This window comes from Rhodopirellula sp. UBA1907, assembly GCF_002337565.1.
Taxonomy (GTDB): Bacteria; Planctomycetota; Planctomycetia; order Pirellulales; family Pirellulaceae; genus Rhodopirellula; species Rhodopirellula europaea.
In genome coordinates this window covers 85,657-107,049 of record NZ_DDGH01000073.1, presented here as the reverse complement: position 1 = coordinate 107,049, position 21,393 = coordinate 85,657, and the positions used below count along the sequence as shown (strand labels likewise).

Below are 21,393 nucleotides of genomic sequence, written 5' to 3'. Positions count from 1 at the left end.
CGGCACTTATTCCATCCGGATCGCTGCTACCAGCCCGACTGCACCCGCCCAAGAACCATTAGTGTTCGATCCGCGGAGATTAGTGTTCCCTTGACCGCTCTGGCGGAACACTAATCCACTCTGATTGGACACTAATCTTTGGTGTTTCGAGATGTGGGGTATAAAAAGGCACTCTTGCCGGTCTGAGTCGGCCAAGACCACCCATCACAACCCGACGCGTGAGTTTTGAAGTTGCGTTTTTCCTCTCATGGCCAACGGCCTCGTTCAACATAGCCAGGGGCGTCGCCCCTGGAGCAGAAAAACACGGCCCCATTTTGGCCAACGGCCAAATTCAATTCGAAACGTATGGGTTGATGTTGGCCGTTGGCCAACAAACGCCAAATGCGAAAAGCGCAACTTCAAAACGCGTGAGCAAGGGACGCTCCCAACTCCCACGACGGCCCCATCCGGGGCGACCGTTTGCTTACCGGCATCGGTCTCTCGGGGCTTCCGCCCCGAGCTAGGCATGACGGCCCCATCCGGGGCGAATCCCAGACGCGAGCCACCGTTTATTCTTCGAACGTCCCTTGCAGCGACGTAGGCCGTACCGAACGAAGCGAGCTATGGCAGGGGACATTGTTTGCTGCGGCCAGCCATGTTTTCGTTGGCCAGCCAAGCTCCCAAACTCACCACCTCAGTCTGCTGTGAATACCAACACACGTGGCTCACCGGATGAGTCACTCTTGGCTTGGGCGGTCTCTTTGTCCTCAAGCGTGCCCTCTGCCATGACCTTTCCGGTTTTCGGATCGTATACCCGATACGATCGTGGAACGTCCCTGCAAAGGATCGCTGAGTTCCCGCCCTCAGGCAAATACAACACGAACAGTTTCCCTGGCACCAACAGACCACGTCGTCCATAAGTGCAGTCCCAGTTCGGCTCCATGTTCGCAAGCGGCAAACCCTCCAAGATTTTCGCTGCGATGCCGGGATACTTGGAACCTTCAAAGTCGAGTGCTTCACGCCAACCTGCCCCCGGAGCGGTGCACCAATCGGCATGACCGGGCTCGTTGGCATCGAGTCGCCATTGCCACAGACTGCCGGCTCCGTAGACCACCCCCATCGTGCCGCCGGCGGTCAAATTGCACCACGCTTCGTGCCCCTGCCACCAACCGGCTCCATTGCCGGTACGACCAATGTTTTCATAAGTGGGTTCGCCATTGGCGACCGCTTTGACAGGACGATTCCGCCACATGTCAGCGACACGTTCGGCAATATGTTCGCCGCTGTGGCCCGTTTGGCACCACTGGAAATCGAGCCATGCTTTGTCTTGATGCGTGCGATTCTTTGCATGGGGCGAATAGTGAATTCCGGTTGGCTGTTGGTACGCATCCCACTTCTCGATTTCCGTTCCCGCGGCATTAAGTTGCTCGACGATGGAGGCTTTCTCGGCTGGACCGTCTCCTCCCACCAACCAAATCGCGGGGCGGGCACCGTAGCGAGCGACGAGGTAACGGCAATACCGAGCGTAGTCTTCCGCACTGACCACGTTGCCTGCCGTGCCTCCGCCTTTCCATCCGTACCCATGGAAAACAGGTTGATAAACCGGTGCGATCCCATGGGATGTCAACACATCCACCAACTTGTCAAACGTCTGAAAGTAACCTGGATTCAGTTTCGTCAGCGTCCCCTGGGGCAGATCCTCAAATCCAACCTCGAAACCTTCCGCTTCGGTGCGAGAACGCGGGCCCGTGGTCTTCAGGTCCGGTTGGACCGTCATCAACAACGCCGCGTTGTACCCTTTGTCCCGCCGATCCTTGGCATACGTTTCCACTTGGTCAACGGTCGCCCGCCATGGCAGTGCCCACGCCGTGTCAGCACACAGCAGTCTCGCGGTGCCGTCGGCATGAATCAGGTTTCGGCCACCTTTGGGAATGCTCCAAAAACCATGCTGCGTGAAGTCAGTCGGTGAATCGACCTTCGCCTGGGTTGCCGCGAAGGAACCGGTTTTGCCATCGAGCCCAGAACCCTCGCCACCACCCGTTGACTTCCAATTCCAGCGACCGGATGAGAGCGGTGATGCGAACCGAACGCGAAAGGTTTGCCCGCCATCCCAGAACATCTGTCGACGGACGATGGTCCCATCGTCGTGAGTGAAATCAACCCAAGCCTCCACGTCCGTGTATGGGTTGCTGGTTTCCTGTTCAGCCGTGAATTCGAGCTCGACTTCCTGCCACTGCTGACACTCCGTCGCCACTTCCGTCGCATTTGCATCCGTCACACCACGATCAGCAAGACCAAGACACACACCAAAAATTAGCAAGACAACAGCAGAACGAAATTGGCAGGTCATGTACTTGGCTCAGAGCTCTTCGATGGTCGAATCGGGTTCTTCATTGGTCAGCCAGAATTCTCCGACAACGAGATTCACCATGCAAGACAAAGATCCTTGCCAACTGAATCTTGGGCCCTCTTCGCCCTGAACGGTCGCTGACGTTTAGCTGGATCACAAAGCTCAAAAGATCCACGCGTCGATCGAGCACTCGGGGCCGATGATGGTAGCGATACACGCGATTGAGAGAATTAAGTTGATCATGAAAACCAAGTTGGTTGACATGTCACCCTTGTGCTCGTTTCAACCAAACCAAGTCCGTCCAACGTGGACTGAGAAAGCGACAAACAGCTGAGCAACGACCGGACGACCGTCACGGTTTCAGAAAACACGAAAAACATCTGTGCTTCAAACCCCCGAGTCCATCCCAAAAGTCCGTTCAAGACGAACTGCGTAGTCCAATGAAACACAAAACGCTCAGAGTTCGCATTTACCGGGAAGCTCCATACGACTGACACTTTGAATGACACACTTTCGTGATTTCGTTCCATCGCAGCAGCAGCGACAACTCGACTGCTTTCATCGCGACGCTGAAATCTACATGAATCAGTCTCCTTCAAAGGTCCGTAAATGAGTCGAGAGCGTTTAACGCTGCATCAAGACGACCGCCAGCCTTGCCCGTGGAATAGACGATTGATTGATTCAAGATGGACTGGACGGAAGGTTCTTACGACGTTGATGATTTTGCCGTTGTTGTTCGGCTGCAATCCAGATCGATCATCGTCTTCACGAAGCGATGATGAACAGGCGAGCACACCGGATTCTTCGAACTCGCCTTCCGAACATGCAAATGTGGATTCGCATCTGGCATCGAATCCGCTTGATTCGACACCGATGACGGCCGCGTCCAACTCGACCGAGAATCAGCCCCACGACACGAGCTCAAACTCAGCGGCAATGCCGTTTCCGGCCGAACAGGTTCAGTCGTTGATCCAGGCGGGTGACCTCCGCGGTGCCGAACAGATTTTGCATCCGTATTTGGTTGCCAGCCCGAACGATCCGGTTGCCCTGTTCACACTGGCTCAGCTCCATGCGGCGTCAGACGACCTCGAAACAGCCATCAAAACACTCAGACATCCGGCCATCCAAGAATCTGACGCGGCATTGCCAGCCTTGGGGACAACGGCCGATTGGCTCGTCCAACTTGGACGTCCAGAAGAAGCCGCGGACTGCTACCGGCAAATGCTTCGCGTTGCCCCCGATGCAGTGATGATTCACCGTCGCCTAGCAGGTCTGATGATTCGAATGGGCCGTCCACAACTTGCCCAGGCCTTCTTGAGGCAGCTGTGCCGAAGCGGTGATGTTCGGCGACCGGAACTCGCCGCCTTGATCTCGATCTCTCAGGTCGACAGCAGTCGGCCGATCGGTCCGGTTGCCAAAGCACGTCAACTGGCCAAGGAACATGACTATCAAGGAGCAGCAGATCAACTGGCATCCCGTCCGCAAACGGAATATCAGACACCGGATGTGGAGGCCTTTCACACTCGCATGATGGCCGAGCTTCAACAAGACAAAACGGTGGCGGAGCGACTGGCTCAGGGTCGCGTCGACCAACAAACCTATTCGGACTACTGGGCCGCGTTGGGCATTCATTCGCTTCGGCGAAAGGACATCGATGCTGCCATCTCAGCATTCTCCAATGCCATCACGATCGACCCTACCGACGCCAGTTCCATCCAGAGACTCAGCCAGGCCTACCGAACGTCGGGCGACATTCAATTAGCTGACCAACATCATCAACAGTTCCGTCGGGTACTCAAGACCATTCGGCTGAGCAACCAAATCGCGGAGAGTCCGTCCGAGGACACAATGCAGGAACTAGCGGATGCGTTGGACTCACTGGACCGACCGTTGGAAGCCGTTTTGTGGAGGACCATCGCGGCGAGTCGCCAAAACGATTCGGCTGACCAAGTACGTTCGTTGGTGGATCAGTTCTCCAGCATCGCCAAATCAGACAACGCCTTCCCGCCATCAACACTTCCAGAGGCAAAGCGGAACGTCGTGTTGCCGGACTCCGTTACGCCACCCAATCGATCCGATCGGCCACGGATCGCATCAGGCTCTCGATCACACGACTGGCCCCCACCGCCTGAAACTGCGGTGTGGCAGAACATCGCCGCGGATGTCGGTCTGAATCACCAATTTCGTGTTGCAAAGGAACCACAGTCCAAAGCGTTTGCGATCTACCAATCGCTCGGCGGTGGTATTGCGGCGATCGATTTTGACCTGGATGGTCGCTGTGATCTCTATTGCGCGCAAGGAGCCGCTGACCCGCCTGCCTTCGAATCGGATGAGCCCAATCCGCTGTACCGAAACATTGACAAGAAAGTCAAAGACGTCAGTCAGTGGGCGGGAACTGGCGAAACCATGTACACGCTAGGTGTCACGGCGGGCGACTGGAACCAGGATGGGTTCGACGACCTAGCTGTGAACCAATTCGGATCCGTTGTCCTATTGACCAACTGTGGCGATGGCACATTTCAAAGGGATGTCCTGCTTCAAAAGCCAACCACTTGGCTACCTTCATCAATCGTCATCTCGGATGTCAACGCGGACGGCATGCAGGATCTGATCGCCTTGGCGTACGCCGATAGCGAAGAGATCTGGAAGAAGCCACCGGTCAACGAGGACGGACGGCCAACTTATTTGATCGGACCGGCTAGTTTTGCTGGAGCGGCCAACCTCGCACTACTGGGGACAGCAACTGGTTGGGAAGATGGTTTTGATGAAATCCGTGCGTCCGAAGAAACTGTAACGGACACTTCTTTGGGCATCATTGTCGGATTGGAAGTCGGAAAAATGGCTGCTGAGAAGAATGCCATGAACGCTCAAACCAACTCGATCTTCATTGGCAACGACCAGCAAAACGATCGTCTGTGGACGCACTCCGGTGACGCCAAACACGGATGGGACGAAACGGCGATGGTTCATGGTTGTGCGTTCGGCAGCTTTGGAAATCCCTCGGCATCAATGGGAATCGCGGCCGCTGATTTCAATCAGGATGGGCAGGAGGATTTGCACATCACCAATTTCCAAGACGAACCGGCTTCTCTTTTCTATGGCTGTCGTTCTGGATTTCGGGATCACTCCATTGGGAGCGGACTTCATCGACATAGTTTCAATGTGCTCGGCTTTGGCACCGCGGCGTTGGACTTTGACCTCAATGGTCTGCCTGATTTGATGGTGACCAACGGTTACATCGATGATCCAGCCGAGCAGACTCCGTCGTACGAGCAACCGATGCAGTTGCTTGTACGACACGACAAGAAATACCAGCTTCAATCGGTGGCAGATCCCAGCGGTTATTGGGCGCGACCACATGTGGGTCGGGCGATGGCTCGGTTGGACTTCGATGGAGACGGTCGCGACGACGTTGCCATCACCAACTTGAACGAGAATTCCGCGATCCTGCTCAACCGCACAGCGACCGCTCACCATTGGATTCGCGTTTGCCTGGTCGGCAAGACATCAACTCGGAATGCCGTCGGTGCGGCTATCAAGGTGATCGGAGAGGATCGTACCTACACACATCGCGTGACCGCAGGAGACGGCTTCCTTTGCCGTGACCAACCGGAAATAACGATCGGTTTAGGTAACCAACAAGACAACGTCGATGTCGAAGTCCGGTGGCCAAACGGAGATCTCCAGCGTTGGAACGACGTGGGCATCGATACGTCATGGATGTTCCTCGAATCAGAACCCGCGGCCTTCGAGATGCAAAGGCAACAATGATTGCCATCATCGCGCCATGACAAAGATCATGACTCCCTCAACATCAGCGTTGTCACATCCCTCGTTCCAATCGATTTTGCTCGCCACCGAGAGTACGGAGAAGTCTTTGGTTCACTCTTGCAATCGCAGCCAAACTCCACCCTGTTCTTGGTGAACTCTTTGTCCTCGGAGGCAGATCGCCACGACGCATCAGCAAACGGAGGCAGCGGTTTACAGGGCCTGCGTTTTGCTTAGTCCGAACTACTTGCGTGGACGTTCGCCCCATAGGCGGCCGAGGAGGTTGTGCAGCGTTGGGTCATGTTGCTTGAGTTCGGCTCGCACGAAAGGGAAGAAGTCGTTGCGATAGAAGTAGGCTTCGGTGCCTTCAGCGAAGTATTCCTTGTGGTTGCTCAGCCCGTAGTGGCGAACGGTTTGGCCGGTGTACAGCAACACATTTACGTACCGTTTGCCCGCCTTCGCTTCTTCAAACGCGGCGATGATTTCCGGTTGATCAAAGCTCAAGAATTGATCGTGGTAGGCATGCGCCAGTTCATGCAGAATCATGGCGGGATGCTTGAGCATCTGCTCCTTCGATAGCAACTGGTTCGCGCGAGGAAGGTGAACCTTCTTCGTCAGTCGCTCATCATGACCGTTGGCCAGCAACCAACCGCGGCTGGGATGGTACTGCATCGCTCCCAGGCTCGGATGTTCTTCTTCGATCCAAATCTCGACTTGTTGCAGCTTCGCAAGTGTTTCGGACGGGATCAAAATCTGGATGCGTTGCAGATGATTGGCAAGCATCGTTAGCGAGCGGTGATCGCTCTCGGAAACGCCGTCGCCCGACACTGCTTCACCCAGCAGAACAGGTTCGATGTGTACCTTCCAGCCTTCGATCTCACGGACCACCGGATCGAATCGCGGGACCGATTTGGCTGGTTTGTCGTTTGCCAATGAGGGAGTCAGGAACGCCAGCCAAAGGAACGAGAGACCGAGTAGTCTTCCGGGGGAAATCATCCGCTGGGCTTGGTTCATCATCGGCTCTGGGTCGCATGGAGAGGTTTGACTGCGAAAGTCAGTCGGCCTTCACCACGTCCATGAAGCCGATCATCATTTCGTTCCAACTTTGGTCGCCCCATCCAACGGTCTTGGAAGGATCAGGGTTGCTCAGATTGTATTCCGAGTTATCAAAGACCGCACGGCAGTGGACGACGGTCCCCCGAGGCAATTTCCGAGGTTCCTTCAGGATGTATTTCATCTGCCAATTGAAATCGTAGGCGGGAACATCCAGCAAGATTTCTTCTTCGCCACTGGGGAACTCAGCCGTGTAGCGGAACGCTTTGCCACGCAGGTGCATGTGCGGGGTCATGCCGAGCAGCTCGATATCCTTTCGGACGGTGTGCTTCGCCGTCACCACATGATTGGCTTCGCCGGCCGGGATTCTGAACTTCGTGTTGACCGCGATCGCACCTTCCAGCTCTTTCTCAACGTTGGCTTTGTCGGTGAATTTGACCCCGATGTACGACAGATCGCTTTGGGCGGTGCCGTTGGGTGTGTAGTGCATCTCGAACAACAGTTTGCTACCGGCTTCCGCATGAATCGCGACGCCGTCATCCAGATCGACCGGGGTGCTGCCGGGAGCGTAGCCGACCAACACCTTCCGGAGATCGACATTTCTGCCGCCCGGTGGGATCACATAGACCAAGATGTGGTGAACGACGGCTCGGTTCTGAGGACGTGCTTCGCAGGCGACGACGTACTTGTCTTCGTCCCAACCCGGATCGATCACGAAACGTTGGTAATCGACCACACCTTCGGCGGGCACATCAAACGGTTTGTCTCGCATCTGGATGACTTGATCAGGTTCGTCGATCTGCCATCCGGTCGTGAACACGGGCGGTTCGGGCAGTTCCGACGGATCGCCCTCGGGCATCCCACCATCGACCCACTGTTCAATCAATTCCTTTTCTTCCTCAGACAGCCTGGCGTCATTGGCGAACTCGCCGTGTGCCGGGTTGGCTGACCAAGGCGGCATACGGTTGTTGCCGATCACTTCGAGGATCGTGTCCTCCCATCCCTGCGTGTCTTCGTAGCTGGTCAGCGTGAACGGTGCGATCTCGCCTTCGCGATGGCAAGTCACGCATCGTGAATTGAAAATCGGAGCGATGTGTTTGGTGTAGGTGATCTCGCCGAGTTCAGCGACTTCTTTGGTGCGTCCGATGTGGCAACCAACGGCCTCCGTTTTCGGTTGGGAGATCGATTTTCCGGCCAGCAGTTCTTCGACCGCGATGGCCAGATCGGAACGAGTTTTCTTGTCGCGAGCGTAGCCAACTCCGTATTGGTCATCGATGCGGCCGTGGTAGCGGATGACGCGATCGGCATCGATCAGGAACACCTCGGGCGTTCGTTCGGCTTTCATCGCATCGGCGACAACATTGCCTTTGTCCTTCAGCATCGGAAAGGCGATGTCGTGACGATGCACGTAGGCGGCCACTTCGGTCAGGCTGTCTTGTTTGTTGGAGTTGATCCCGATGACCTGGAGACCGCGATCTCCAAATTTCTCCTGCAGATCATTCAGCCGTGGGCCATACAACTTTGCCAGTGGGCACTCAGTCCCCAGGAAGACAATCGCCGCGCACTTCTTGCCCTTGAAATCACTCAGCGATACGGGTTTGCCGTAGGCGTTGGGCAACGTGAACGTCGCAATCTGTTCTCCGACCGGAGAAGTTTCTGCACCTTCGGACTGGATGCCCGTCGCGGCGTTGGCCGGGACCCACGTGTTTCCAAGAATCAAGCATGCGACTGCCAAGCAAACCAAACGACGATGCATCAGAGGCCTCGGGCGAAGAGAATCAACGGGAAACATCAGTTTCGCTGAAATGCGAGGGCCGTGTCACCCGCAGTTCCGTGTCGAATTGTACGCGGCGATTTGTCGTCCTGCCCGAAAGGCCGGTTTGGATGCCTTCGGGCGGAACTCCCAGGGTCCGAATTCTGGCGAATCCGGCCACGGGAATGGCACGCCCCGATGCTCAAGACGCGGCGGAATCCTACGGCAGTTCGAGTTCGCCGGACCAAGGTTGGTTGTCTCGGAACCAATCCACTGACGCGGCCAAGCCCTCATCCAGTTCCACCTTGGGTGTCCAACCAATCAGTTCTTTGGCTTTGCTGATGTCGGCGGAGGTGACTTTGACGTCGGCTTTGTGGAACGTCTTGTGTTCGACCTTGGCTTTCTTGCCCAGCAAATTTTCGAGTCGACCAATGATATCGTTCAAGGAGACCGGGGTTCCGCCGCCGCCCAAGTTGATGACTTCGTATCCAACGGGCTGCAGCGCTGCGATGGTTCCTGCAGCGATGTCAGACACATATGTGAAATCGCGAGCTTGTTCGCCGTCGCCGAACAATTCGATCGGCGTGCCTTCATCGATCCATTTGATGAATCGGAAGATGCACATGTCGGGACGTCCCGCGGGACCGTACACGGTGAAGTAACGGCAAACCGAGACGTCGATGTCGTACAGATGATGATACGAGTACGCCATTGCCTCAGCGGCTTTCTTGCTGGCCGCGTATGGCGAGATCGGCGTGTTGACGGACAGCGTTTCCACAAACGGCATCGGTTGGCCGGCGTACAAAGACGAGGTCGACGCGAGCACGTACTTTTTCACGCCGACACGTCGCATTTGGTCGAGCAGGTTGAGGCTGCCCATCGCGTTGGTCGTCATGTAGACGTGCGGGTTTTCCATGCTGTATCGCACCCCGGCACGAGCGGCCAAGTTCAGCACCGCATCGAATGAATTTTCATCGAAGATTTTTTGCAGCGTCGATGAGTCTTCGATGTCGCCTCGAACGAACGTGAACGCCTCACCTTGGGAGGTCAGTTTCTCCAAACGATGTTCTTTCAGCCGCACATCGTAGTAGTCGTTGACGTTGTCGATTCCGACCACGCGATGCCCCGCCGCCAGCAATTGCGAGGCGACTTCATTGGCGATGAAACCAGCGCAGCCTGTGACCAGGTACGTTTTGGACGGCGAATCGGGCATCGGTTCGGGACTCTTGATTCGGGGTTTAAGAAGATGCACTGGGGTTTCACGAGCTTCAAACTATAGTGGGCCGCCAGTTGCACCCTCCGATTTTGCCACGCAGTCTAGTCAATGAAACGTCCCAAAATAGCCGTCTTCTTCGGAACCCGTCCCGAGGCCATCAAGGTCGCACCCGTGATCAAGCGACTTGACACGGACGACCGATTCGAATTGCTGTCGGTTTCGACGGGACAGCACCGCGAAATGCTGGATCAAGTGATCGACATCTTCGATCTGCCGGTGCATCACGATTTGGGCGTGATGACGCCGGGGCAAACCCTAGCAGGCCTTTCTTCCAAACTGATCGCGTCGATCGATCAAATTCTCGAAGCCGAACAACCTGATTTCGCTCTCGTTCAAGGCGACACGACGACGGTTCTGATGGCCTCGCTGGCATGTTTCTATCGCCGCATTCCGACCGGTCACATTGAGGCGGGCCTGCGGACGGGGAATCTGGCCAGCCCCTTTCCCGAAGAGGCCAATCGGGTGTTGGCCAGTCCCATCAGCACACTGCACTTTGCACCGACCTCGGTCAGCGAAGCGAACCTGTTGAACGAACGCATTGATCCGGCCAAGGTCTTCGTCACGGGCAACACCGTGATCGATGCGTTGCACTTGGAGGTCCAGCAACAATCCGATCCCGCGGTGGCAGCGAAGATCGACGAAGAACTCGGGGCGGTTCTTCCAAGCGATTGGCGAGAGCGACGTTTTGTTTTGATCACGGGGCACCGCCGTGAAAACTTTGGCGGTGGCTTTGATGAGATCTGCGGTGCCATCTCGGAGCTGGCAGAGCGATTCCCGGACGTTCGATTTGTGTACCCGGTGCACTTGAATCCGAATGTGTCCGGACCTGTTCAAAAGGCATTGGGCCAATTCGACAACGTGTTGCTGTTACCGCCGCAGTCGTATCGTCCGTTTGTGGCGCTCATGCAGGCTTGCGAATTGGTGCTGACCGATTCAGGCGGCGTGCAAGAAGAAGCTCCCGGATTGGGCAAGCCTGTGCTGGTCATGCGTGACACGACCGAACGTCCCGAAGGCGTGGACGCGGGCACCGTTCGCTTGGTCGGCCCAGTTCGCAAGAACATCGTGGACGGCGTCAGTGAATTGCTCAGCGACCGCGAAGCCTATGACAAGATGGCGAGAGCTTCCAATCCTTATGGCGACGGCACCGCATCGGAAAAAATCTTGGACGCGATCGCACAGCACTATTGCTGAAGTGCCTTCGAAAGTTCGGACTCATAAGCCCGATTGAGTTGTTTGTAGTCCGCTTGAATCTTCGCGGGCACATCCACCCCTGCGGCATCATCGGCCAGCGCCGCGATTACGTTGCCGACTGAGCTTGCATTGATTTGTTGCTCCGTCAAAAGTACAGTTTGATCCGCATCGATCACCGCTGCGCTACCAGGTTTCAAACGCAGCAAACCAAACACATCATCGAGCGATGATGAATCGAGTACCGTGACCGCGCCCGACCAGGCCGCCAACAACTCGCGACGGAATCCATCCTCTTCAGTGGCGACGACCCAATGAACGTGAGACAGATTGGATTGTCGTGATTGAGTGATTGCTGCCGCGATCCAACGAGGCTCCGTCGCCGAGACGTCCTCTTCTTCTGACAGACGAAACAAAACCACTTCGGTCGGATTGCTATCTGCACGAATCGTCCGCATCGCATCGTTGGGCAATCGTCGCCCCAGAATGCTGGATGGTGGTGGCGGTGGAACGGGGACAAAACGCGAAACACGTTGCGGTGTGAAAGGCGGTTGGAAATCAAATCGAGTCGAGTCCTCACCACCGGACTGGGGTGCAAACTCAGCTCGTCGAAATTCAAGCGTCAGCGAACTTTGCTTGGTATCCAAACCTTCGATCAGTGGAAGCGGCAACTCCACCCGACGAATCACACTGACCGTGGGATCGATCCAAAACACATAGGACTTGCCTTCGGTTTCCGCCGCGATGCGTCGCATCTTTTGCCCGGCGAAATTCGCGTCGGGCAACCACTTCAGTTTTGCAGTGGGTTCGAAGATGCCCGACATGGGGTCGCCGGCGAACAACCATTCCAATTGCGGTGGCGGACCAGCCAGCCCGGCGGACAACTTGGACCGCAGGACTTCATCCGCGAGCACGCGATCGAGGTCCAAGCGTTGGTTCTCCGGTTTTTGCCAGGAGTCGACTAGCATTTGCGAATCGAAGTGTCGAGTTTCAGGTTCATCGAACCAGGCATTCAGTTCGACTCGGTTGGATTGTGGCGAGGAACTGGCTCGCAGTCGCACCGCGTAGGCTTGGACGTCGAGTTGTCGGCCAGTCCAACGCACTCGTAACGGGGCTCGCTGTTCTTGCTTGCCGCCTGAGAACAACTCCGAGGATGCGTCCGCCATCGGGACCACACGCAGCACGACTTCGCTGGTGTCCTGGTAGTACGAGCTGCCGCGATAACGAGCGAAAATTTGTCGCAGTCGGTCGCGAGGCTCGCCACGCGCGATCACAAACTGCTGCGGTGTCGTCGCGGCTTGTTCCGTGGTGGACGACGAAGGCGAGCATCCGGTGGTCCATGCAGAGACTCCCGCGACGATGCCGCACGCAAAGATCCATTTCGCGAACTGTTGAATCAAACCGTCACGCTTTCTTTTCACTCAGTGAATCCATTCGAGCTGCTTTGCACAGCAACCGTTTCTCCGCCGCCACTCGGCCGCACTTTCGACAAATGAATTCTGCCGATTGAACTTGTTCGGCTAGCAACGGCAACGCATCTGCAAGAGTGGATTTGTCCCATTTGCAAATCGACTTTTTGGGGAGTTTCGATTGAGTCAAACTGAGATCAGTGTTCGTAAGTTGGAATTTCGCGACCATCGATGGAAGCGGCCGCGCGGTGAATGTTGATGTCTTGAGTGTACGTCGACATTTTCACCGATCCATCCACCATCGCCGCATTCCAACCATGCGGGTGGGCACTTCCAAAGTCGTGACACGACAAACAATTGTCGGGGGTGTCAAGCGCCGGTTGCCGAGCCGCGAACCGGACATACGAGTGCGTGGTGGTCCCGATTCCCGTGTAACCGGCCAGTGGAGCACGGTCGCCAAAGCAGTCTCCGGTGGTGTATTTCAGGGAATCCATCGCCTTTTCGCCGACCAGATACGTGTGGCTCAAACCGTCAAACACACGCGACAAGGTCGTCCGGCCACCGAGTCTCCAAACCCCGTCGTACTCGCTTTCGATAACTCGGTGGTCCGCTTCATTGACCGACGCAGGACCACCGCACATCGCGTAATCCGTTCGTCCGCCGGTCGCTCCGTACCGACTGAGATAGGGTTCCATCAATGGATAGGCATCCGCGTCACGCCGGGTTGGGCAATGAAACGTGGAGACAGCCGACTGAACGTGTTGTTGCACGCGGTCCGTCGGCGCGATGGTGGGAGCAGCCCCGATTTTCGCCAGCGGCGGTGCCAAGTCAGCTTGTTCCATCAATGCCATCGCCTGGACAATCCAGTTGCCGCCGTTGAACCGAGCGTCGTACGAGCGGCGGCTGTCAAAATCGACCAGAAACGGTGGGACTTCGCCGGAGTATCCCGGCAGATCGCGAAACATCGATTCGTAGTTCTGACAGGCCAACGCGATTTGTCGAATTCGATTGCGACACTTGGTCTGACGAGCCGCCTCACGAACGCTCTGGACCGCCGGCAAAAGCAACGCGATCAGAATGCCAATGATGGTGATCACCACCAACAATTCCACCAATGTGAATCCGCGACGGTTCGCTCGGTTTTGCACAGTCCTCACGGTCAAACCTCAATCAAATGGATGGTTTGCGAGTCGTTCGTCAACTACGTGAATGACAGCTTTGAGGACCCGAGCGCAAGTTCAAAGGCTTCAAAAATCATCCTGGGTGCGAATGAGCCACGAATTGGTGGGCATCTGCATCGAATTGATCCGTGTCCATTGCACCCGCGGTCCGAATATGCCGGTTGTGCGAATTTGCGCCTGGATAACGGTCACGCGCGTTCGAAGCTTTGATTCCACCCGCCGGTGGCGGCTCCTTGTACAGAAATTCCTGCGGGTTCGTCGATACGCCGGATAGCTGGACGATGTCGCCTGAATTTCGCTCGGATCGGACGCCGAACGGATATCCCCGCGAATCTTCAGCATGGTCCTCATGGACCTGGGACTTCAAGGATGAACTCCCCTCCGAAACACGCTGGGAATGCGATGGATCGCAATATGAAGCCACGACATCTGACTGGTCGAGACCGCACAGATCGAACCGCCAAGGAACGGTCTCGTCGCGGCTTGCTGGTCCGACGTGTCTCGTTGGCGGTCTTGATTGCATCGATCTCCGCATCGGCCCATGCCGGTGATTCGCCGACCAGTGCACGTTCGAAACCCAGCCGAGTTTGGCAACCGCGACCACTGGCCCTTCCGCCCACGTCTGAAACAGCACCGGCCTGGAAACCGCCCGCAGCCCAACCCGCTTTGGTTGCCCCGGCGCTTCCTCCGGTCACCATCATCATGAACACGCCGGTGCCGGCGGAAGAACCACCAACGATCACGCGGCGGCGCAAGCTGGATTCGAGCGATAGCGCCACCGCATCGCTCGGACGGTCGCAGCAAACGTTCTCACGTCCGATGCCAGCATCCGATCCGATCAATCACCACGCTCGCACAGCCGACTTGGCTCAGTCAGCGGTAGACCAACTTCGCAGCGCCCACTTCGCTGCACGCCGCGGCGCATTTCATTCGGCAAAAGAATCCGCGACGCAAACGCTTCGTATCATCGCCTCCCTCCGAGACTCGCAAACCGGAGGCAACCTGCACACTTCGCAGCTCAACGAAGCCATCACCGCGATTCAGGAATCAACGGACTTCACTGGTCGCTATGGCCCGGTTGATCAAGCCGCATTGAACCGGTTGGTGGAAGTGCACCAAACACCGGCGCTTCATGGTGTGGACACATCCTCGTTGACCGCTGAACGTGCGATCGAGGCTTACCTCAACTATGCACGCCAACGTTGGGTTGAAGCCACCATTGGTGGACCGCTCGCAGCCGAAGCCACCATGATTTTGGCGGACCTGGAATCAGCCACCCTGACGCCACAATCCAATTCGAATTTGACCGAATCGCGTTCTCGATTGCACGCATCGGAATTGGCTTTGATGTATCGGCGCGCGGCGGTCGAAATCGGACCGGACAACCCACAAGCCACGGCCGAACTGGGACGCAACTTGCTCAGCCGATCGATGCCCGCGATTGCGAAGGAGTTGTTGCTGCTGAGCGTGAAGCAGAAACCAACGCGACAAAGTGTTGAAGATTTGATGCGAGCGGCCAGCCAATCAGGCGACGATCAATTGGCGGCTGAATGTCAACAACAACTTGCGTCGACGAACTTACCCAGCGAACTGCCGGTTCAAGTGATGTCGCCAGCGCAATTCGCGAAAACGCATCAGCAGCTTGCCGCGCCGAGCCAACAGGCTGCTCAACCAAACTTCACCCAGCCAAACGTTGCTACCAGACAAACGCCATCGCACGCATATCCGCAGACAGCGACTCGTCCAATCCCGCGGAACTCGATCGACCAAGGCCAGCTAATCGTGCCGGCACAAAACGGGCGTCCGACTCAATCACGAATCGTTGATCCGTCGATGCCCTCCGCTCCTGCCCGTGCGACAACGCCCCGCGGCGGTCTGTTTTGGTAATCCAAATCAACGCCCCCACCGACCAACTGTCTTCGATGGATCGTCCCATGAAACCAACTCGTCTTCGATCGGCGTTTCGTCACGTTTGTTTGGCAACCGGTTTGTTGCTGCCAATGATCAGCGTGGGCGTTTTGCCCGTGGCGTCAGTGCAGGCACAGGAATTGGTCGCGCCGGGACAAGCGACGCCTGAAACCACCGCGCGGCCCACGGTTTTGGGTGGCAACACGGCCAAGTTGCCCGCGCCATCGTTCGCCATGGATGACCTGCCGGACAACCCACCGGTCAACGAAGACGAACTGCTTGAGGTCAACTCACTGCGGAACTATCGCCAGCGGTTGGAAGAGCACAACTTGCGTGCCGAACAAGCCAAACTGGAAGCTCGCGCACGCTTCGAATCACGTTCTCGCGACTTGATCCCTGGCCTGCCATCCAACGCCGCACCGGCCGAGCCAGCTGCGCCTCGCAACAACGCGTTGCCTGAATCGATCCCGACTCCGGCACCAGCCAAACCATCCACTCCGCCGCCGGTTCCACCCAAATTGACGCCGCCTGCTTCCCCGCCTCGCGCGGCCCAGCCTTCTGTCAATCAAAAGGCTGCGGATGAAGAGAAGCTGTTGGAACTGCCACCACCGCTCCGCCCTCGTCAACCGCGAACGGATCGAACAACACCCGCACGTCCACAACGCTTGGGCGGCAACGCACCGGCCACGAACAGCCAAGAGTTACCAGAGTTCCGACCGGTTCCAAATCGCGAACGAGCACAACCATCCAAACCGAGCGAACAATCCAAACGTCTTGATGCCTTGAGGGATGAAGACTCCGCGGTCGAGTCGGCCAGCGATCTGGAAACACCGCGCACATCGCCTGCACCGAAAGCCCGTTCGACTCGGCCAACCGCACCGCCAACTCCTCCCACGAAACGTTCCGACCAAAACGATCAACCAAATCGTGAACCAGAGCCCAGGAAGGCAGAAGACGATTCATCGGCATCTCGTTCGCGTTCGGTGATCGACACCGAAACGATGGATTCGCGACAACAGTCGACGAACTCCAACCGCAGTGGATCCGCTTCCAGTCAAAACATGGGCACGCCTGCGTGGCCGGACTTGATGCAGGACGAAGTCACGCGTTGGCCGTTGCCCGCCTCGTTCGCGTCTCATGGCGGAGGCCCGCTGTCAGGTCACCCAAGCTCGGTCACGTGCTCGACTTGTGGCGGATGCGTGGATCGCAGTGGCGTCGGGGTGGAACGATTGAGCAAGACGCTCGGCGTTTGCACCGGCACTCGCCCGGCCTGCCAATGCTGGCGCTGTCCTCAAAGCATGCCGTTCAACATCTATGGACCGGGCAACTATGTTGGACCGGCACGTAGCGCACCCATGCACGAATACCGATTGCGTGGCGGCGACCAAGTTCAGTTGACGTTCCTGATCAAGACTGTTCGCTCGGTCGGTGCTTATCGTTTGGTCGTCGGTGACGAACTGCTGATCGAATCCGAAGCGGATGAAAAGCTGACTCGCGGAACACTTGAACGCGGCTTGGAAATCCAACCCGACGGAACGATCACGCTGCGATTCATCGGGCAGATTCATGCAGCAGGACAAACCATCGATCAACTTCGGGATTTGCTCAACGAACGCTACAAAGAGTACTACCCCGATCCGTCGATCGATGTGACTCCCGTCGCAACCGGAAACATCGCCCGACAAATTCGCGAAGCCATCAGCGGTTCCGAAGGGTTCAACCCTCAACAAACCGTGCAAACGATCACGCCCGAAGGCACGCTTCGCTTGCCTCGTTTGGGAGCCGTTCCGGCACAAGGTTTGACGCTAAGCGAACTCAAACGCGAAATCATTCTGCGTTACGATTCGATGTCGGCTGGCTTGGATGTGGAGGTCGTCCTCGAGCAACAGGCTCCTCACTACGTGTATGTTCTGGGCGAAGTCACCACTCCGGGCCGATTTGAAATCGACGCACCGACAACCGTGCTGGGCGGAATCGCACTGGGCGGCGGTTATGTGCCCGGTGCGAACCTGCGTCAGGTTGTGATTTTCCGTCGCGGTCCGAACTGGGAATTGCTGTCTACGATGTTGGATCTGCGCGGTGCGATCATGGGCAAGGACTCTCGCCCGATCGACGAAATCTGGCTGCAGGACGGCGACGTGGTCATCGTCCCCCCCAGCCCCATTCGGTTGTTTGACAGGTTTGTCAGCCAGGTCTTCACCGAAGGTGTCTACGGAATCGTGCCATTCACCGGCTTTGGGTTCTCGTTTGGTGACGACAACTGATCGGTTTTCGAAAGTTGCTCCGGCGACTATTCTTTCGGGTACTCCACTCGGAACACTTTCAACCGATTCCTGAGCCCACTGATGCACTATCAACCATTGCCGTTCGATCGCAACCTGATCGACCGAATCATCGAAGATCACCCCACGCCGTTTGTCCTGTATCACGAAGACGGGATCCGTGCGCGGGCTCGTGAATTGACGGATGCGTTTGCTTGGAACGAAGGTTTTCAGCAGTACTTCGCTGTCAAAGCCACCCCGAACCCGCACATCGTCGCAATGATGGCCGAGGAAGGCGGCGGAGCCGATTGCAGCAGCGTGGCTGAACTGATCACCTGCGAACGATTGGGCATCACCGGCCAAGACGTGATGTTCACGTCCAACAACACCACGATGGAAGAGTTCGAGATCGCCAACAAGCTCGGCGCGATCATTAACCTCGATACTCCGCATCATGTCGACCAAATCGCTCAATTGAGCCCGTTGCCAGAAATGGTTTCGTTCCGGTTCAACCCGGGCCCAGAACGCCAAGGCAATGTGATCATCGGCGACCCCAAGGAAGCCAAGTTTGGCAGCACTCGCGAGCAACTCATCGATGGCTACCGCCGCTGTGCCGAACTCGGCATTTCGCGATTCGGTCTGCACGCGATGGTGGTCAGCAACGAACTGAACATCGAAGCGTTGTTGCAAACGGCAGAAATGCTGTTTGAACTCGCCGCTGAGATTCATCGCGAAACGGGGATCTCGGTCGAGTGCATCAACCTCGGTGGCGGAATTGGCGTGCCTTACCAGCCCGGCCAAGAACCCGTCGACTTGCCCGCCTTTGGCGATGGTGTTCGCAAGCTGTACGAGTCAATCTTGGTGCACGCCGGAATCGCTCCAGTGCGAATCCTGATGGAAAACGGTCGTGCGATGACCGGACCGTTTGGCTACTTGATCACCAAAGTCATCAATCAGAAATCGTCCTACAAAGACTACGTTGGCGTGGACGCTTGCATGAGCAATTTGATGCGTCCGGGCATGTACGGAGCGTACCACCACATCACCGTGATGGGGAAAGAGGACCAGCCCGCGGATCGCACCGTCGACATCGTCGGATCGCTTTGCGAGAACAACGACAAATTCGCGATCGATCGCAAGATGCCCGCGACAGAAGTCGGTGACATCGCTGTCATCCATGATGCCGGAGCTCACGGCCACAGCATGGGCTTCCAGTACAACGGTCGTCTTCGTTCCGCCGAGATCGTGTTCAATGACGCGGGTGAGTTCCGAGCGATTCGCCGCGCCGAAACGTTCGACGATTACTTCTGCACCGTCGACTTCGATTCCGTCAAAGTCGATCGCAAGCAATCAGCCACGGTTGGCTAACCAACCGTTCGTCCGCCGGGCTCCCGAGCCCGGCGATTGTTGTCTTCACCACCACTTCCAATCGAGTCTCCATGCCTAAGCTAACCGTCGAAAACGTTGGTACCTTTGAAGTTCCCGCTGGCAAACGTTTGGTCAAAGCGTTGGTCGAAGAAGCTGGCACGGATCAATTGCACGCCTGCGGTGGAGTTTCCAAGTGCACGACTTGCCGAGTGGAGTTTGTGGAAGGCGAACCGGAGCAGATCACCGCCGCCGAGAAAGAAACCCTCCGCGTTCGCGAAGTGACCGAGCCCGGCGTTCGGCTCAGTTGCCAGATCAACTGCGACCACGACATGACCGTTCGTGTGATCAGCCGACTCGAAGGCAGTGGTCGCAAAGACCAAGGCGGCGCGGTCGCCGACGAGATTCAGCCGGCTCCCGAGTGGACCACCAAGTAGTTCACTCCAAAGTGGCATAGGCCTCTGGCCTGTGGGGTACAAGATCACAAGCTAGAAGCTTATGCCACAGGTGCTAGCGAGCTTGAGGTGGAATGATGTTGGCGAAGGAGTCGATCTTGGCCTGAAGCTTGCTTCGAATTTCTTTTTGATCGTCGGTCAAGGATTGCAGCGGAGACTGTTCGTTGCGGTCCATCTCAACGTCGAAGAACGATCCGTCGCCATACAGTTTGTAGCGTTGGTTGCGAGCAAATTCGCGAGCCTTGTTGGGACGCCCGTTTCGTTCGTACCACATGAAGATCGATTCGCGACCTTGGCCCTCGTTGCCGCGCAGCACTGGCAAAAAACTCTGACCATCGATTGTCAGTTTGGCGGGAACCTCAGCGTCCGCGACATCACACATCGTCGGTAGGAAATCGCTGAAGTCGATGATTTGGGATGTCACGCGTCCCGGCGGAATCGCACCGGGCCACTTGGCGATGCAGGTCACATGGTTACCGGCGTCGACCATCTCGCCTTTTGCACCCACGACCTCACCAAACCGAGTCTGGGTGACGATCGGTTTGTCGGTGCCGTTGTCCCCCGTGAAGATCAGCAATGTGTTCTCACGAATGCCGAGTTCACCCAGTTTCTGATCGATTCGACCAACGATTGTGTCCACATAGGCCACCATGTCGCCGAAGTACTCCGGTCGGCCTTTGTAAGTCTTTGAGCCGTGTGAATTGGGATCCCAATCTTCCGAATCCGGCGTGGGACAAAACGGGCAATGAACCAACGTCATCGGGTAGTAGGCGAGGAACGGCTGGTCTCGATTCGTTTCCATGAAGTCGCAGAGGAAGTCCGCGAATAGGTCGGAAGAGAACTCGCCTTCGTCGTAATTCTCTTCCGTTCCATTTCGTTCGAGTCGCGGGTTGGGATAGCGGGTGTCTCGTTTCTTGTTGTCCACTCGTCCGCGAGTGTGTTGCCACAACAATGACTCTTCGAACCCAAAGTGCTGTGGCGAATCCAGTTCGTTTCCGAGTTGCCATTTGCCCGCGATGCAGGTTCGGTACCCAGCGGACTTCAGCAGATGAGCGAACGTGGTTTGCTTGCGGTCGAGCATCCCAAACTTCACATAATTCCGCTTGTTGGTCATGCCGGTCATCAGCTTGACTCGCGACGGCGTGCAAATGGGCTGGGAGTAACAATGCTCGAACCGCAAACCCTCGCTGGCGATCCGGTCGATGTTCGGCGTTTGATAGTCGAGCGAGCCGTTGGCACCGATGCATTCAAACCCCATGTCATCGGCCATGATCAGCACGATGTTGGGCCGGTCACTTGATCGTTGCTCGCCGGGTTCTTGGGCCGATGTGGTGGTCGCGGCGAAGATCAGGGAGCAAGCCCAGATAGCAAGCATGGCTCGCAAGGTTTGCTTGAGTTGCGTGTCGCGTGGATCAGTGTTGGGGCTCATCGGTTCCGCTCGGTTGGA

General features: G+C 56.7%; 13 protein-coding genes. 6 read left to right on the top strand and 7 right to left on the bottom strand.

Features of this window, described 5'->3' with window-relative positions; all coding sequences use genetic code 11:
• Positions 1–673: 673 nt before the first annotated feature.
• Positions 674–2,329, bottom strand: a complete 1,656-nt coding sequence (locus tag B2R17_RS16120) for a DUF4038 domain-containing protein (protein ID WP_286764780.1) — start codon at positions 2,327–2,329, stop codon at positions 674–676.
• An 873-nt stretch (positions 2,330–3,202) separates the two neighbouring features.
• Here B2R17_RS16120 and B2R17_RS16115 point away from each other — a divergent pair.
• The gene (locus B2R17_RS16115; RefSeq protein WP_286764779.1) at positions 3,203–6,100 is read left to right on the top strand and encodes an FG-GAP-like repeat-containing protein; all 2,898 of its coding nucleotides are present in this window, start codon (positions 3,203–3,205) and stop codon (positions 6,098–6,100) included.
• A 240-nt stretch (positions 6,101–6,340) separates the two neighbouring features.
• Here B2R17_RS16115 and B2R17_RS16110 read toward each other — a convergent pair whose 3' ends face one another.
• The 3 genes from B2R17_RS16110 to B2R17_RS16100 all read right to left on the bottom strand — a co-directional run bounded on the left by B2R17_RS16110 (position 6,341) and on the right by B2R17_RS16100 (position 10,116).
• Positions 6,341–7,114, bottom strand: coding sequence for a metallopeptidase (locus B2R17_RS16110; protein ID WP_286764778.1), 774 nt, complete (start codon positions 7,112–7,114; stop codon positions 6,341–6,343).
• Between the two features lie 37 nt (positions 7,115–7,151).
• The gene (locus tag B2R17_RS16105; protein WP_286764777.1) at positions 7,152–8,906 is read right to left on the bottom strand and encodes a redoxin domain-containing protein; all 1,755 of its coding nucleotides are present in this window, start codon (positions 8,904–8,906) and stop codon (positions 7,152–7,154) included.
• 217 nt (positions 8,907–9,123) lie between these two features.
• Positions 9,124–10,116 (bottom strand): SDR family NAD(P)-dependent oxidoreductase, encoded by a 993-nt coding sequence (locus tag B2R17_RS16100; RefSeq protein ID WP_286764776.1) that lies wholly within the window; start codon positions 10,114–10,116, stop codon positions 9,124–9,126.
• A gap of 111 nt (positions 10,117–10,227) precedes the next feature.
• Here B2R17_RS16100 and wecB point away from each other — a divergent pair, with 111 nt between their 5' ends.
• Positions 10,228–11,370: a non-hydrolyzing UDP-N-acetylglucosamine 2-epimerase gene (wecB, locus tag B2R17_RS16095; protein WP_286764775.1), complete on the top strand. Its 1,143-nt coding sequence runs from the start codon at positions 10,228–10,230 to the stop codon at positions 11,368–11,370.
• Here the strand turns inward: wecB and B2R17_RS16090 are convergent.
• A complete protein-coding gene (locus tag B2R17_RS16090) occupies positions 11,361–12,788 on the bottom strand; it encodes a hypothetical protein (RefSeq protein WP_286764774.1) in 1,428 nt (475 codons plus the stop codon). The genes wecB and B2R17_RS16090 overlap by 10 nt on opposite strands.
• A gap of 185 nt (positions 12,789–12,973) precedes the next feature.
• A complete protein-coding gene (locus B2R17_RS16085) occupies positions 12,974–13,924 on the bottom strand; it encodes a DUF1559 domain-containing protein (protein WP_339888211.1) in 951 nt (316 codons plus the stop codon).
• A gap of 447 nt (positions 13,925–14,371) precedes the next feature.
• Here B2R17_RS16085 and B2R17_RS16080 point away from each other — a divergent pair, with 447 nt between their 5' ends.
• The 4 genes from B2R17_RS16080 to B2R17_RS16065 all read left to right on the top strand — a co-directional run bounded on the left by B2R17_RS16080 (position 14,372) and on the right by B2R17_RS16065 (position 19,928).
• Positions 14,372–15,844: a hypothetical protein gene (locus B2R17_RS16080; protein ID WP_286764772.1), complete on the top strand. Its 1,473-nt coding sequence runs from the start codon at positions 14,372–14,374 to the stop codon at positions 15,842–15,844.
• 35 nt (positions 15,845–15,879) lie between these two features.
• The gene (locus B2R17_RS16075) at positions 15,880–18,129 is read left to right on the top strand and encodes a polysaccharide biosynthesis/export family protein (RefSeq protein ID WP_339888206.1); all 2,250 of its coding nucleotides are present in this window, start codon (positions 15,880–15,882) and stop codon (positions 18,127–18,129) included.
• A gap of 81 nt (positions 18,130–18,210) precedes the next feature.
• Positions 18,211–19,494 (top strand): diaminopimelate decarboxylase, encoded by a 1,284-nt coding sequence (locus B2R17_RS16070; RefSeq protein ID WP_286764770.1) that lies wholly within the window; start codon positions 18,211–18,213, stop codon positions 19,492–19,494.
• Between the two features lie 71 nt (positions 19,495–19,565).
• Positions 19,566–19,928 carry a 2Fe-2S iron-sulfur cluster-binding protein gene (locus B2R17_RS16065; RefSeq protein WP_286764769.1) on the top strand — a complete coding sequence of 121 codons (363 nt, stop codon included), beginning with the start codon at positions 19,566–19,568 and terminating at the stop codon, positions 19,926–19,928.
• 73 nt (positions 19,929–20,001) lie between these two features.
• Here B2R17_RS16065 and B2R17_RS16060 read toward each other — a convergent pair whose 3' ends face one another.
• The gene (locus B2R17_RS16060; RefSeq protein ID WP_286764768.1) at positions 20,002–21,375 is read right to left on the bottom strand and encodes a sulfatase-like hydrolase/transferase; all 1,374 of its coding nucleotides are present in this window, start codon (positions 21,373–21,375) and stop codon (positions 20,002–20,004) included.
• Positions 21,376–21,393 lie beyond the last annotated feature (18 nt).

Excerpts from the sequence above, each read along its gene's own strand:
- B2R17_RS16080 (WP_286764772.1), top strand. The coding sequence starts at position 14,372 with ATGAAGCCACGACATCTGACTGGTCGAGACCGCACAGATCGAACCGCC.
- B2R17_RS16075 (WP_339888206.1), top strand. The coding sequence starts at position 15,880 with ATGGATCGTCCCATGAAACCAACTCGTCTTCGATCGGCGTTTCGTCAC.
- B2R17_RS16115 (WP_286764779.1), top strand. The coding sequence starts at position 3,203 with ATGACGGCCGCGTCCAACTCGACCGAGAATCAGCCCCACGACACGAGC.
- wecB (WP_286764775.1), top strand. The coding sequence starts at position 10,228 with ATGAAACGTCCCAAAATAGCCGTCTTCTTCGGAACCCGTCCCGAGGCC.
- B2R17_RS16100 (WP_286764776.1), bottom strand. The coding sequence starts at position 10,116 with ATGCCCGATTCGCCGTCCAAAACGTACCTGGTCACAGGCTGCGCTGGT.
- B2R17_RS16070 (WP_286764770.1), top strand. The coding sequence starts at position 18,211 with ATGCACTATCAACCATTGCCGTTCGATCGCAACCTGATCGACCGAATC.
- B2R17_RS16060 (WP_286764768.1), bottom strand. The coding sequence starts at position 21,375 with ATGAGCCCCAACACTGATCCACGCGACACGCAACTCAAGCAAACCTTG.
- B2R17_RS16105 (WP_286764777.1), bottom strand. The coding sequence starts at position 8,906 with ATGCATCGTCGTTTGGTTTGCTTGGCAGTCGCATGCTTGATTCTTGGA.
- B2R17_RS16120 (WP_286764780.1), bottom strand. The coding sequence starts at position 2,329 with ATGACCTGCCAATTTCGTTCTGCTGTTGTCTTGCTAATTTTTGGTGTG.
- B2R17_RS16110 (WP_286764778.1), bottom strand. The coding sequence starts at position 7,114 with ATGATGAACCAAGCCCAGCGGATGATTTCCCCCGGAAGACTACTCGGT.
- B2R17_RS16065 (WP_286764769.1), top strand. The coding sequence starts at position 19,566 with ATGCCTAAGCTAACCGTCGAAAACGTTGGTACCTTTGAAGTTCCCGCT.